This is a genomic window from Pseudomonas sp. JR33AA (assembly GCF_021378985.1).
In the GTDB taxonomy this organism is placed as follows: domain Bacteria; phylum Pseudomonadota; class Gammaproteobacteria; order Pseudomonadales; family Pseudomonadaceae; genus Aquipseudomonas; species Aquipseudomonas alloputida.
Genome location: NZ_JAJSAW010000001.1, coordinates 321,811 through 336,154 on the forward strand (window position 1 = coordinate 321,811; position 14,344 = coordinate 336,154).

8 protein-coding genes are annotated in these 14,344 nt (G+C 63.3%); 1 reads left to right on the forward strand and 7 read right to left on the reverse strand.

Annotated elements, in window-relative coordinates; genetic code table 11:
* Positions 1–196: 196 nt before the first annotated feature.
* Positions 197–634 carry a D-aminoacyl-tRNA deacylase gene (dtd, locus tag LVS58_RS01440; RefSeq protein WP_012053926.1) on the reverse strand — a complete coding sequence of 146 codons (438 nt, stop codon included), beginning with the start codon at positions 632–634 and terminating at the stop codon, positions 197–199.
* Entirely contained in the window at positions 631–1,602 is a 972-nt protein-coding gene (pip, locus tag LVS58_RS01445; protein ID WP_233689597.1) for a prolyl aminopeptidase, read from the reverse strand. The genes dtd and pip overlap by 4 nt, the downstream gene beginning before the upstream one ends.
* 167 nt (positions 1,603–1,769) lie before the next feature.
* Here pip and LVS58_RS01450 point away from each other — a divergent pair, with 167 nt between their 5' ends.
* Positions 1,770–7,295 (forward strand): dermonecrotic toxin domain-containing protein, encoded by a 5,526-nt coding sequence (locus LVS58_RS01450; protein WP_233689598.1) that lies wholly within the window; start codon positions 1,770–1,772, stop codon positions 7,293–7,295.
* Between the two features lie 58 nt (positions 7,296–7,353).
* Here LVS58_RS01450 and hutG read toward each other — a convergent pair whose 3' ends face one another.
* From hutG to hutU, 5 genes are all read right to left on the reverse strand, one after another.
* Complete coding sequence (gene hutG / locus LVS58_RS01455; protein WP_233689599.1) at positions 7,354–8,157, reverse strand: N-formylglutamate deformylase; 804 nt, start codon at positions 8,155–8,157, stop codon at positions 7,354–7,356.
* Between the two features lie 10 nt (positions 8,158–8,167).
* Positions 8,168–9,373, reverse strand: coding sequence for an imidazolonepropionase (hutI, locus tag LVS58_RS01460; protein WP_233689600.1), 1,206 nt, complete (start codon positions 9,371–9,373; stop codon positions 8,168–8,170).
* Between the two features lie 15 nt (positions 9,374–9,388).
* Positions 9,389–10,792, reverse strand: coding sequence for an amino acid permease (locus LVS58_RS01465; RefSeq protein WP_010955588.1), 1,404 nt, complete (start codon positions 10,790–10,792; stop codon positions 9,389–9,391).
* A gap of 156 nt (positions 10,793–10,948) precedes the next feature.
* Positions 10,949–12,481, reverse strand: coding sequence for a histidine ammonia-lyase (hutH, locus tag LVS58_RS01470; protein ID WP_019752663.1), 1,533 nt, complete (start codon positions 12,479–12,481; stop codon positions 10,949–10,951).
* A 108-nt stretch (positions 12,482–12,589) separates the two neighbouring features.
* A complete protein-coding gene (gene hutU / locus LVS58_RS01475) occupies positions 12,590–14,263 on the reverse strand; it encodes a urocanate hydratase (RefSeq protein ID WP_004577162.1) in 1,674 nt (557 codons plus the stop codon).
* Positions 14,264–14,344 lie beyond the last annotated feature (81 nt).

Consider the following 14,344-nt stretch of genomic DNA (forward strand, 5'->3'; position numbering starts at 1 on the left):
TGTTCGGACCCCGCGAGGGCGTAATGATTCCCCAAACGGATCCAGACAATGCTCGAGTCAGAGTGAAACGGACCTGCGAACGCAGGTCCATGCAGCGCGCGATTATCCAGCAGGTTGCGTGACAACGCATCAGGCTGGAGCAACTATTTATCGTACAAAACCCCTTGTTTTCCTGTGAACAAAGGGTTTTTTGACCTCATATTTGTAACATAAATGTTACGGGGCCATCATTGACCAGGTGCACCTGCATATCCGCACCGAAACGGCCGCTGGCCACGTCTGCGTGCTGAGCTTTTGCCTGCTGCAAAAGATAGTCGAACAACTCGGCGCCGAGGGCCGGTGGCGCTGCGGTCGAGAAACTTGGGCGCATGCCATTGCGGGTGTCGGCCGCCAAGGTGAACTGCGACACCAGTAGCAGGCCACCCCCAACATCCTTGAGCGACAGGTTCATCTTGCCCTGCTCGTCACTGAACACCCGGTAGTTCAGCAACTTGTGCAACAGTTTATCGGCCTGCTCACGGGAATCTTCAGGCTCGACCGCGACCAGCACCAGTAACCCTTGATCGATGGCACCAACCACCTCCCCCGCCACTTCAACCCGCGCACCGCGCACGCGCTGCAGCAGGCCCCTCATGCTTCTTCCAGAGGCAGGTCGAGCAGGCGCCGGGCCATCTGGTCGGCGGCACGCACCAGGGCATCGGTGATGCCTGGCTCGGAAGCTGCGTGCCCTGCGTCACGGATCACTTTCAACTCACTGTTCGGCCAGGCCTGGTGCAACGCCCAGGCGTTGTCCAATGGGCAGATCACATCGTAGCGCCCATGCACGATCACCGCCGGCAGGTGGGCGATTTTGGGCAGATCACGGATCAGCTGGTCCGGTTCGAGGAAGGCGTTGTTCATGAAGTAGTGGCATTCGATGCGGGCGATCGATAGCGCCCGCTGCGGTTCGGAAAAGCGGTCGACCACCAGCGGGTTGGGACGCAGGGTGGCGGTACGGCCTTCCCAGGTGGACCACGCCTTGGCGGCGTGCATCTGGGCAATCTGGTCGTTACCGGTCAGGCGTTTGTGGAAGGCCTTGACCAGATCGCCGCGTTCTTCCGGTGGAATCGGTGCGATGTAGTCCTGCCAGTAATCGGGGAACAGGCGGCTGGCGCCTTCCTGGTAGAACCACTCGATTTCCTGCGGCCGACACAGGAAGATGCCGCGCAGGATCAGGCCGTGCACGCGTTCCGGGTGCGCCTGAGCGTAGGCCAGGGCCAGGGTCGAGCCCCAAGAGCCACCAAACAGCACCCACTTGTCTATGCCAAGGTGTTCGCGAATGCGCTCCAGGTCTTCGACCAGGTGCCAGGTGGTGTTGTTCTCCAGGCTCGCATGGGGCGTGGAGCGGCCACAGCCGCGCTGGTCGAAGGTGATGATACGGTACAGGGTGGGGTCAAAGTAGCAGCGGCTCTGGGCGTCGCAGCCAGCGCCGGGGCCTCCGTGGATGAACACCACGGGCAGACCTTCCGGCGAGCCGCTTTCGTCGACATAAAGCACATGCGGCGCTTCCACGGCCAGATCGTGCCTGGCGTAGGGTTTGATCTGCGGGTAGAGGGTCTGCATTGCGCACTCCGTGTGAGGATTATTCGGCCGTGGGCCATCATAAACCTGAATTGCGCTTTCAGCACCGTCCTCTCTGACACGTCCGCTGCGCAGCGGCAGACATATCTACCTCCCACCGGCCAGGCAACCCGCTGATAGTCCCTTGCCCTATCATGCGAGGCCGCCATATGCCAAACCCAGCGATTTCCCAGCCTGGCGTTCATTACGCCACCATCGAGCGCAAGACCCCCGCCTGGCTCAAGCTTGCCCCACCCGAAACCCATCGCGCGATGCGCAACTGGCAGCAGGCCCCCGCCTGGTTGCCGGCAGCCATCCAGCAGCAACCGGACGTCGCCAAGGCCTGGCAGGAAGAACATGCCCGCCACCGCGAGCACCAGGCGCAGGTACACAAACTGTTCGAGCGGCTACCAGACCTGGAAACCTACGCCAGCGAAACGCTGACCAAGGCGATCAAGCAGCGCTTCGGGCTTGAGCTGGACGTACGCAACACCTACCTGGTCGATGCCCGCCTGATCGACAGCCCTAACGCGATAGACAGCCGTCAGGCGATCGATCGGGCCACGCGTTCGCTGCTGCACTGTGCGCTGCACAACTTCGACCAGGCCGCCGCTGGGGAGCATGGCATGGATGCGCCTGACGCCTTGCTGAAAAAGTCGGTCATCCTCGATCACCGCCGCTTCATGGGCACGGTGCCGATCACCAATACGCTAGACATCACCGCCGAAGCGTTTGCCGACCTGTGTCGCACCCTGGATATCGGCGGCAAGTACCATGAGCAGGTGCATGCCATCTACTACCCGGCGGGCATGCCGCGAGCAGACGCCGACCAAGCCGCACTGGCCGTCTATGAAACCTTGGGGCGCGCCGAGGTTTCGGCGTTCAGGCAATCGCTGCATTTCGCCCGGCTCAAGGGGGACATCAGCGAAACGCTGTACGCCGCCGCCCTTGCCGCGCCCCTTGACCAGCCGCCATCGGCCAACTCGGCAGTAACGTTCAGCTTGCTCGATTTGTGGGAGGCGGAACTGACCGGCGTCGTGCTCCTCACGCTGCAGGCAGCCGATCGTCAGGCCGTGGCCCTGTACATCCCGGAAGACAGCACGCGGCCCCTGAAGGAATTCACCAGCCAGGAAGCCTTGCTGGCCGAGCTCGGCGAAAGGTTGCAGGCCAATGTCCACTATCTGGACAAACACATCTGCGACCGTGACAAACCGTCCGTCATCACCCGCCTCAAGGACCGACTCACACCACTGGGCTGGAGTACCCGAGGGATCCAAGAGCCTGTTGCGGACCTGCATGCCACCCTGTATCCGGTGACAAAGCCCTTCAGCCATGCGTTCCAGGGCGTCATGGCTTTCCAGAAAACCCAGCGCCATGAAAAGGATGTGCTGTTCCATGCCGTGCCAACCGAGATCGTCGACCGGCGCACTGTGCAGGCGCACCGGGAACTGATAGCGGGACGTGTGCTGACCGCCTTGAACATCGTCGGGTTCTTCGTACCCGGGCTGGGTGAGGCCATGCTGGCCGTGTGCGTGACCCAACTGGCCTGCGAGGTATATGACGGCATCGAGGCCTGGGAAAACGACGAACGCGACATTGCCTATGGCTACCTGGTCGATGTGATCGAAAACGTAGCACTCATGACGACGCTCAGCGCGGCGGCCAAAGCCTTGAGGGGCGCAAAGGGCGGTGAAGCCGGCGCGGCCGTGGAAGAGCAGGCGATCGACGACAGCGATGATGAAGAGTTAGAAATAGAGCGTATTCCAGTGGAAACGCCTTCATTCATCGAGGAACTGGAAGAGGTGGAAACAACCGATGGCCAGGCTCGCCTGTGGAAACCCGACCTGGCACCCTATCGGAGCAGCGAGAGACTGCCCGAAGGCATGGAAGCAGACGCGCTCGGCCTGCGCCAGCACAACGGCAGACGCTGGCTGGTGCTGCAAGGCGACCAGTACGTCGTCGAGCAGTCGGCGACAACCGGCGAGTACCGCCTGCAACACCCGCAAAACCCTCGCCGTTATCAACCGCCATTGCGGCACAATGGCGCCGGGGCCTGGCTGCTCGGCACGGATCGACCGCTGAGTTGGTCAGGCATGCAGCTGTTGCGCCGTATCGGCCACCTGAACGCGCATTTCGACGAGACAACGCTGCAATGCATCGTGGCCCTCAGCGGCAGCGACGAAAACCAATTGCGCCGGGCCCTGGCGAACAACCAGCGGCTGCCAGCTTTGCTCGAAGACACCCTGCAACGCTTCAGGCTGGACGACCGCCTCCGCCAGCTACCTGACACCAGCACTCGCTCTGCCGAATTTCACAGGGCTTACACCGCCTTGCCGATCGCACTCGCACCGGGCGCCGAAGCCCTCCAGCGGGTGTATCCACAACTGCCGGCAGTGGTTGCCAACGAACTGGCCCGCGCCGCCAGTAGCAGCGAACTGCAGATGCTCGGCAACGGCAAGGTGCCCATGCGCCTGAGCGAAGAAATGCGCATCTACCGCCAGCAGATCCGCCTTGCCCGTGCCTACGAAGGGCTGTACCTGTCGTGCGTGCCGAACTGGGACAGCGACCGGTTGATCGTGCATACCCTGGCGCAGCTACCGGGCTGGCCTGCCGAAACCCGGGTGCGCTTGCTGCAGCGCATGTCGTGGCCGGCTCAGGACTATGAGCTGGGCCCGCTGGAGGGGCACCCGTACAACACCATTACCCACGCCGAGGCAGGGTACATCGTTCACGACGATGGCCAACCGGGTGCAGCCATCAACCTCTACCCGAGCCTTTACGCCGCCTTGTACAAGGCGTTGCCGGCAGCCATGACAGAAATGGATATCGCCGACCAGCAGGCGCTCGAGCGCCTGGTACAGGAAAGCCCATTGCTACCCCGCCCGGCACTGAGGGCGCTTCTGCGCATGCAGCCGGTGCGCCCCGGCTACCGCTCGCCCATGCGCCTGGCAGATGGCCGCCTGGGCTACCCGCTCAGTGGCGGCGGCGCAGCCGCACAAGGCGTTACCCGCCAGCGCCTGCTCGAAGCGGTCGAAGCCACAGGGCTGGCCACAGGTACCGGGCGCTCGGCGGACCAGATTCTGCTGACACTTTCCAGCACCGGCCGCACGCCACTGCAGATCCTCGAATATTTGCAGGCATTGCTGGAGCAGCGCAACGAACTGCTGGGCCGCCTGGATGACTGGAGCGAAGCCATTTCACCGGCAAACGGCCAGGCAGCACGCGACTACGACAGCCTGCGTGAATCGATCCTGCAACACTGGTACGACGTCGCGCTGGACGAAAGCGCCGGGCAAACTGCCGAGCTACGCATTACCCGCGTCTCTCTGGCCGATATCCCGTTGACACTGCCTGATTTCTTCAGTGCCCGCGTGCGCAGGCTGAGCCTGGTCGACCTGCCATCAGGAACCCTGGCAGGCTGGGCGCAGAACGAGCGCTTGCTGCAACGCCTGCTCAGGCAGATGCCACAGATCGAGTCACTGGAAATCAGCCGGGCTTATGACCCTAGGGCAACGCCCTCCTCCTTCCTGTTCAGCATTCCTACCATTACCGAAAGCTTGCCCGGCTTGCAGAGGCTGGCGTTGACCAATCAGAACATCGCGCTATCCGACAGCGACCTGAACCTGTTGTCAGGCCTTGGCCAGTTGAGGTACCTGGACTTGAGCGGTAATCGGCTGGCGCAGAACAACAGCCCCAGTTTCCACGAGCTGACCCTGGACTACCTGGGTCTGAACCAGATGCAATTGTCCCAATGGCCGATCGGCATTGGCAGTGATGCCCTTGGCCGCATCGCCCACCTGTCCCTGCGCGACAACAACCTCAGGACATTGCCATCATTCCTGGTGCATGAAGCAGAAACCCTGGCGGCCCCTCCGGTCATCTCGCTGCAGGGCAACAGCATCAATGAAAGCCATCTGCAGCGTTTGCTGTTGAACGAGCGTGTCGACATGTCCGGCATCACCACGGACCAGCCCGCCGCGCTGGCCGAACAACTCACCCGGATCCGCAACGAGCGACAGCAGATGCGTGATGCAATCGATGGCTGGGTCCACGCCTCCAGTTCAAGCAACCCGCTCACCCAAGAAGCACTGGCGGACCGGCAGCGCATCGGCACCGCGATCAGTGAGTTCTGGCAACAGCAGGAGCGCGGGCAACAGTTCCTGCGCCTGCAACTCGAAGATGTGGCCATTGAGCATTTCCCCCGACGGCTTCCCGCGTTTTTCGGCGAGCGTGTACAGGCGATGACCCTGACCCGTTTGCGGGGCAGCGCTTCGCAGCTCGATGAATTGCTGCGCCGCTTCCCCAATGTCACCCGGTTGACCATCGATGCCCACCAGGCAGCCACTTCTGCGCTGGCCTCTGCCCTGGCGCGCGTTCCTCAACTTACCTACCTGGAGTTCCGCAACATGGGCCTGGAAGTCGACCAGTCCATGCTCGAGATCTTCGCAGGGCTGCAGCACCTCACCTCGATCGACCTTTCCGGCAACCGTGTGGGCATCATCAACCAGGTGCCCGCACAGCTGGCCCGCAACCTGCAGACACTGGCGCTGAGCAACATGAACCTGCAGGCCTGGCCAAGCTGGTGCGACAGCCTGCTGCCCCTCGAGCTGCTGGACCTGAGTTCGAACAATATCAGCCAGTTGCCCGAGCACATTCTGTCGAACCTGAACAACCCGATGCCGATCTCATCGATCGCGCTTTTCGATAACCCATTGCCACTCGACACCATCCTGCGCGTGCGGGCATTCTCGGACAGCCAGCACAGCTACTCCTTCGCCCTGGATATCCCAGGCAACCTGCTGCTTGTCGACTCCTCGAGCGAAGGCTCCCTCGATCACCCTCATTTCCCCCTGCTCGGCGACGATACGCCCAGGCTGGAGGACTGGATGCTCGGCAACGCGGCGCAGAACGAGGCCTTGCAAGAGTGCTGGGAACAACTCGAAGGCAGTGACCTGTTACGCCTGGTAGGCCGCTTGCACAACGCGGCCCCATACGCCGATCCAAACACGCGCACCACCTTCTGCGAGCGGGTACGGCTGATGCTGGTTGTGGCTGCGAGCAACGAAACCGAACGCCCGGTGATGGAAGGCATCGCCGCAGCAGCCTTGCCCGACCCGGAAACCGGCTCGCAAACCTGCCATGATGGCGCGCTGCAAGAATTCAACAACATCGAACTGTACCTGATGAGCCAGCGCCTGCTGATAGAGGCTGGCGATACCCTGCAAGCACTGCGTCGTCGCCTGTTGCAGCTGTTCCGGATGGAACAGCTAGACATGCTGGCCAATCAACGGGCCCGCTCGGGCGACCTGGTTTCTGTGCGACTGGCTTACCGCCGCGGGCTGGCCAGGGAGCTGGACTTGCCGATTGCCGATAGCATGCGTTTTCGTGGCGCGGCGAATCTGGCGAGTGACGAACTCTCCAGCGTGCTGGAAAAGGTCCGCCAGAATGAGCTTAGCGATGCGCTGGTCGATTTCATGCTGGCGAATTCCGACTGGACCACGCGCTTGCGAGCCGAGTTCAGTGACCGCTTCGCCGAAATCGAAGCCCGCTTCCGCCTGTGTGTGCTCGAGCTGGCCAGCAAGGACCACACGCTTGAGGACGAGCTGAAACTGCAGCAGGCCCTGCAAGACGACAAGGAGCAAGAGGAGCAGGAGGTATTGCGCGAACTCACCATCGCGCAGGTCAACACCAACTGACGCTGGAGGACGGGCGACGCGCCTGCCTGCATCACGTCGCCCTTTTCATGCTCGAACCTTATCGCCCGTAACGCGCCGCCCCCCATGCCAGCAGCGCCTGCAGAAGCTGCTTCAAGACCTGCTGGGTCGGCCGCGCTAGGTCGTCACGGTAGGCGAATGGCTCGACTTCCTCCATATAGGTGCTTTGCGCCAGCTCCAGCTGCACCGCATGGATGTTGTTGGCCGGATCGCCATAATGCCGGCTGATGTACCCACCTTTGAACCGACCATTAAGCACATGGCTGTAGCCTTGCGCCTCGGCGCACACACCCTGCAGCCGCTCAGCCAGTGCCGGATCGCAACTGGCACCGTTGAAAGTGCCCAGGTTGAAGTCCGGCAGCTTGCCGTCGAACAGGTGCGGGATCAGCGAGCGGATCGAATGGGCGTCCCACAGCAGGGCGTAGCCGAACTGCTCACGCAGCCGCGCCAGCTCGCGACGAATCGTGTCGTGGTAGGGTCGCCAGATCTGCTCCAGATACTGCTTGCGTTCCTCGCCAGTCGGCTCCAGCCCGTCCTTGAACAATGGCTCGCCATCGAACAGCGTGGCTGGGTACAGGCCAGTGGTGGCACCGGCGTACAGCGGCTTGTCGTCATCCGGACGGTTCAGGTCGATGACGAAGCGCGAATACTCCGCTGCCACCACACTGGCGCCCATGTCACGGGCAAAGTCATACAGCCGTGGAATATGCCAGTCGGTGTCCGGCAGGCTGCGCGCCTGGTCGACCAGGCCGTCCCGTACAGCCGGCGACAGTTTCAGGCCGGCATGGGGCATGCTGATCAGCAGCGGCAGGCGGCCTTGGTGAAAACTCAGTACCTTGTCCATCGTGCCTCACTCAGTCGGAAATCTCGTGGCCCTTGCGCACTACGCGCTTGGGCAGGTCACCACCCAGCCAGTAGGCCAGGTCGGCGGGGCGTTCGATCTGCCAGGCAACGAAGTCGGCGACCTTGCCCACTTCCAGCGAGCCATGGCTGTCACCCAGGCCCAGCGCCGTGGCGGCGTGCACGGTGACACCGGCCAGGGCCTCTTCCGGGGTCATGCGGAAACAGGTGCAGCCCATGTTCAGCATCAGCCGCAGCGACAGCCCTGGCGAGGTGCCGGGGTTGAGGTCGCTGGCCAGGGCGATCTTCACCCCGTGGCGGCGCAGCGCATCCATCGGCGGCAGCTGGGTTTCACGCAGGAAATAGAACGCACCCGGCAGCAGCACGGCGACCGTGCCGGCTTTTGCCATGGCAATGGCGTCGTCCTCGGTCATGAACTCCAGGTGGTCGGCCGACAGCGCCTGGTAGCGCGCCGCCAGGCTGGAGCCGTGCAACGAAGACAGCTGTTCGGCATGCAGCTTGACCGGCAGGCCCAGTTCGCGCGCCTTGATGAACAGCCGCTCGACCTGGGCCGGCGAGAACGCGAGGTGTTCGCAGAAGGCATCCACCGCATCCACCAGGCCTTCGGCAGCCAGGGCCGGCAACATCTCGTCACAGATGTGCGCGATGTAATCGTCGGCCCTACCCGTGTACTCCGGGGGCAAAGCGTGCGCCGCCAGGCACGTGGCACGCACCGTCAGCGGCAGCTCGTCAGCCAGGCGTCGGGCCACTCGCAGCATCTTGCGCTCATTGGCCAAGTCCAGGCCGTAGCCGGACTTGACCTCGAGGGTGGTCACGCCATCGCGCATCAGTGCCTGAACGCGCTGGCGAGCACTGGCGAACAGTTCGTCTTCGCTGGCCGCCCGGGTAGCCCGCACGGTACTCGCGATACCCCCGCCCTGCGCGGCGATCTCGGCATAGCTCACGCCTTGCAGACGCTGCTCGAACTCGCCGCTGCGGTTGCCACCGAACACCGCATGGGTGTGGCAGTCGATCAGCCCGGGGGTGACCCAGGCCCCTCCCAGGTCAACTGTACGGTCAGCTTCGACCGGCGCCAGCTCAGCGCTTGGGCCTATCCACTCGATTAGCCCGGCGCGGGTGACGATCGCCGCGTCCTCGATGGCCGAGTAACGGCCATCGGCCATGGTTGCAACATGGCAATGCTGCCAGAGGGTTCTCATGCACAATCTCCTTTGCTAGCGGTGCAACTCGGCCGGCTCTGCTACCGGCTGGCCCTGCCCTGCGCGCGGCTTGCACCACAGCAGGTAGGATGCCACCAGGAACACCACCCAGATCACGCCGACGATCAATGCCGCCTGGGTGTCCGGGAAGTAACCGAGCACGCCAAAGATGAACACCATGAACGCAATGGCCATGGCCGGACCGTAAGGCCAGAAAGGTACCGGGAACTTGAGCTGGGCCACTTGCTCACGGCTCATGCTGCGGCGCATGGCCACCTGGGTGAGCAGGATCATCAGCCACACCCATACCGTGGCGAAGGTGGCGATCGAGGCAATCAGCAGGAACACATTTTCCGGGATCAGGTAGTTGAGCAATACGCCGATCAGCAGCGCAGCCCCCATCACCACGACGGTCATCCACGGTACGCCATGTTTCGACAACTTGCTGAAACCGCGCGGGGCGTGGCCTTGCTGGGCCAGGCCATACATCATGCGGCCAGCGCCAAAGATGTCGCTATTGATGGCGGAGATGGCAGCGGAAATCACCACGACATTCAGCACGGCAGCGGCAGAGCCAATGCCCAGGTTGCTGAAGATCTGCACGAACGGGCTGCCCTGGCTGCCGATCTGCGGCCAAGGGTACAGGCACATCAGCACGAACAGGGTGAGCACGTAGAACAGCAGGATACGCAGTGGCACCGCGTTGATCGCTTTGGGAATGACGCGCTGCGGGTCTTTTGCCTCACCGGCGGTGACGCCGATGATCTCGATACCGCCGAAGGCGAACATCACCACGGCAAACGACGCAATCAAGCCACCCACGCCGTTAGGCATGAAGCCGCCGTGGTCGAACAGGTTGCTCATGCCCACGGCATGCCCGGTACCCACCTGGCTGAAACCGAAGGCCATGATGCCGAGGCCGGCCAGGATCATCGCCACGATGGCGCCGACCTTGAGCAGCGACAGCCAGAATTCCATTTCGCCGAATACCTTGACGTTGCACAGGTTGAGGCCGCCGATCAGGAAAACGATGCCCAGCACCCAGATCCAGCGGGCTACCTCCGGGAACCAGAAGCCCATGTAGATGCCGAAGGCGGTGACGTCGGCGATGGCGACGATAACCATCTCGAAGGCGTAGGTCCAACCAAGGATGAAGCCGGCCATGGGGCCGAGGTAGGTCGTGGCGTAGTGGCCGAAGGAGCCGGCCACCGGGTTGTGCACGGCCATTTCGCCCAGGGCGCGCATGACCATGAACACTGCAGCGCCGCCGATCAGATAGGCCAGCAGCACGGCCGGGCCTGCCATCTGGATGGCCGAGGCAGAGCCGTAGAACAGGCCGGTACCGATGGCGGAGCCGAGCGCCATGAAACGGATATGGCGGGCACTTAGCCCGCGCTTGAGACCTTGAGCTTGTTGCATGTCACGTCCTTGAATTGTTTTTGTGGTCGTGAGATTCAGGGCCTGCTGCGCAGCCCATTCGCGGGCAAGCCCGCTCCTACATGGATAGCGTTGCATAGCGTAATCTGTGTAGGAGCGGGCCTGCCCGCGAAGGGCCGTCAAGCGGCCCAAGGGGCATTACAGGCTTGGCAGCACACCCGCCGGCAGCAAGCCGGTCAGACTACCCTTGGCCAACAGGTCCACGGCCTTTTCGATATCCGGCGCGAAGAAACGGTCACGGTCGTAGTGCGGCACCTCGCTGCGCAGCACCTGGCGCGCCTGCTCCAGCTTGGCCGAAGTCTTCAGGCCTTTGCGCAGGTCCAGGCCCTGGCACGCGCCCAGCCATTCGATGGCCAGCACGCCACGGGTGTTTTCGGCCATTTCCCATAGTCGCTTGCCGGCCGCCGGGGCCATCGACACGTGGTCTTCCTGGTTGGCCGAAGTTGGCAGGCTGTCGACGCTGTGCGGGTGCGACAGCGCCTTGTTCTCGCTTGCCAGGGCGGCAGCGGTGACCTGGGCGATCATGAAGCCAGAGTTGACCCCGCCGTTTTCCACCAGGAACGGTGGCAATTGGGACATGTGCTTGTCCATCATCAGCGAGATGCGGCGCTCGCTGAGCGAGCCGATTTCGGCGATGGCCAGGGCCAGGTTGTCGGCGGCCATGGCCACCGGTTCGGCGTGGAAGTTGCCGCCGGAGATCACATCACCTTCGGCAGCGAACACCAGCGGGTTGTCCGACACGGCGTTGGCTTCGATGCCCAGTACCTCGGCGGCCTGGCGCAGCTGGGTCAGGCAGGCACCCATCACCTGCGGCTGGCAGCGCAGCGAGTACGGGTCCTGGACCTTGTCGCAGTTCTTGTGCGACAGCGACACTTCGCTGGAGTCGCCCAGCAGGTCACGGAAGCAGGCCGCGGTGTCGATCTGGCCACGCTGGCCACGCACTTCGTGGATACGCGCATCGAACGGCGAGCGCGAGCCCAGCGCAGCTTCGACGCTCAGGCCACCGCAGGCGATGGCCGCGGCATACAGGTCTTCGCCCTGGAACAGGCCACGCAAGGCATAGGCGGTGGAGGCCTGGGTACCGTTGAGCAGGGCCAGACCCTCCTTGGCAGCCAGGGTCAGCGGCTCGAGGCCGGCAATCGCCAAGGCCTCGGTGGCCGGCAGCCACTGGCCCTTGTAGCGGGCCTTGCCCTCTCCCAGCAGCACCAGCGACATATGCGCTAGCGGCGCAAGGTCACCGGATGCGCCTACCGAGCCTTTCAACGGGATGTGCGGGTAGACTTCGGCGTTGACCAGGGCAATCAGCGCGTCGATGACTTTGCGGCGGATGCCGGAGAAGCCACGGCTGAGGCTGTTGATCTTCAGCACCATGATCAACCGCACCAGGTCGTCATCCAGCGGCGCTCCGATACCGGCGGCGTGGGACAGCACAAGTGAGCGCTGCAGGTTCTCCAGGTCATGGCTGGCGATGCGGGTCGAGGCCAGCAGGCCGAAACCGGTGTTGATGCCGTAGGCAGTACGGTCTTCGGCAATGATCTGCTCGACACAGGCGACGCTGGCGTCAATGGCCGGCGCGGCGCTGGCATCCAGCTGCAGGCGCACGGGCGCGGCATGGATCGCGCGCAGCTGGGCCAGGGTCAGGGTGCCGGGCTTGAGGGTGAGTTCGGTCACGTTACTACTCCAAATCGCGTGGAGCCGCAGGCCCGCTTGTGGGTGCCCGCGCGCTCCTTCTTGTTGTTCAGTATCACCCCTTGCAGGGTGCGATCCAAAGCGTGGTGATCAGCCGGTGATCATCGGCAGGTCCAGGCCCTGCTCCTTGGCGCAGTCGATGGCAATGTCATAACCGGCATCGGCGTGACGCATGACGCCAGTCCCTGGGTCGTTGGTCAGTACCCGGGCGATGCGCTCGGCGGCCTCATCGGTTCCGTCGCAGACGATGACCATGCCCGAGTGCTGCGAGAAGCCCATGCCCACGCCACCGCCATGGTGCAGCGACACCCACGTGGCGCCGCCTGCGGTGTTCAGCAGGGCGTTGAGCAGCGGCCAGTCGGAAACAGCGTCCGAACCATCGCGCATGGCCTCGGTTTCGCGGTTAGGGCTGGATACCGAGCCGGAGTCGAGGTGGTCACGGCCGATCACCACCGGTGCCGACAGCTCGCCGCTGCGGACCATTTCGTTGAAAGCCAGGCCCAGCTTGGCGCGAAGGCCCAACCCCACCCAGCAGATACGTGCCGGCAGGCCCTGGAAGCTGATGCGCTCGCGGGCCATGTCCAGCCAGCGGTGCAGGTGGGCGTCGTCGGGGATCAGTTCCTTGACCTTGGCGTCGGTCTTGTAGATGTCCTCGGCTTCACCGGACAACGCCGCCCAGCGGAACGGGCCGACCCCGCGGCAGAACAGTGGGCGGATGTAGGCCGGGACGAAGCCAGGGAAGTCGAAGGCATTGGCCACGCCCTCCTCCTTGGCCATCTGGCGGATGTTGTTGCCGTAGTCGAAGGTCGGGATACCCTGCTTCTGGAAGTCCAGCATGGCCTGCACGTGCACGGCCATCGACTGCTTGGCGGCCTTGACCACTGCAGCCGGTTCGGTCTGCGCACGGTCGCGATACTGCTCCCAGGTCCAGCCGGCAGGCAGGTAGCCGTTCAGCGGGTCGTGGGCGCTGGTCTGGTCGGTAACCATGTCCGGGCGCACGCCACGTTTGACCAGTTCTGGGAGGATTTCGGCGGCGTTGCCGTGCAGGGCGATGGAGATGGCCTTGCCTTCGGCAGTGTACTTGGCGATACGTGCCAAGGCGTCGTCGAGGTCAGTGGCCTGCTCGTCGACGTAACGGGTTTCCAGACGGAAGTCGATGCGGCTCTGCTGGCATTCGATGTTCAGCGAGCAGGCGCCGGCCAGGGTCGCTGCCAGAGGCTGGGCGCCGCCCATCCCGCCCAGGCCGGCGGTAAGTACCCACTTGCCTTTCAGGCTGCCGCCGTAGTGCTGGCGACCGGCTTCGACAAAGGTTTCATAGGTGCCCTGGACGATGCCCTGGCTGCCGATGTAGATCCAGCTGCCGGCGGTCATCTGGCCGTACATGGCCAGGCCCTTGGCGTCCAGTTCGTTGAAGTGTTCCCAATTGGCCCAGTGTGGCACCAGGTTGGAGTTGGCGATCAGCACACGCGGTGCATTGCTGTGGGTCTTGAACACACCGACCGGCTTGCCGGACTGCACCAGCAGGGTTTCGTCGTCTTCCAGGCGGGTCAGGGTTTCGACGATCTTGTCGTAGCAGGCCCAGTTGCGCGCGGCGCGGCCGATACCGCCGTACACCACCAGCTCTTTCGGATTTTCCGCGACCTGTGGATCGAGGTTGTTCATCAGCATGCGCAGTGGCGCTTCGGTCAGCCAGCTTTTGGCGGTCAGCTTGTTGCCACGTGGGGCACGGATTTCAACGTCACGGTATTTGTTGTTGTCGGTCACGGGAAAGGTCCTCTGCGGTCGTCCGCGGGCGGGTATGTCGTGATCGATATACAAACACATCTTTACTTGTATGTACAAGCA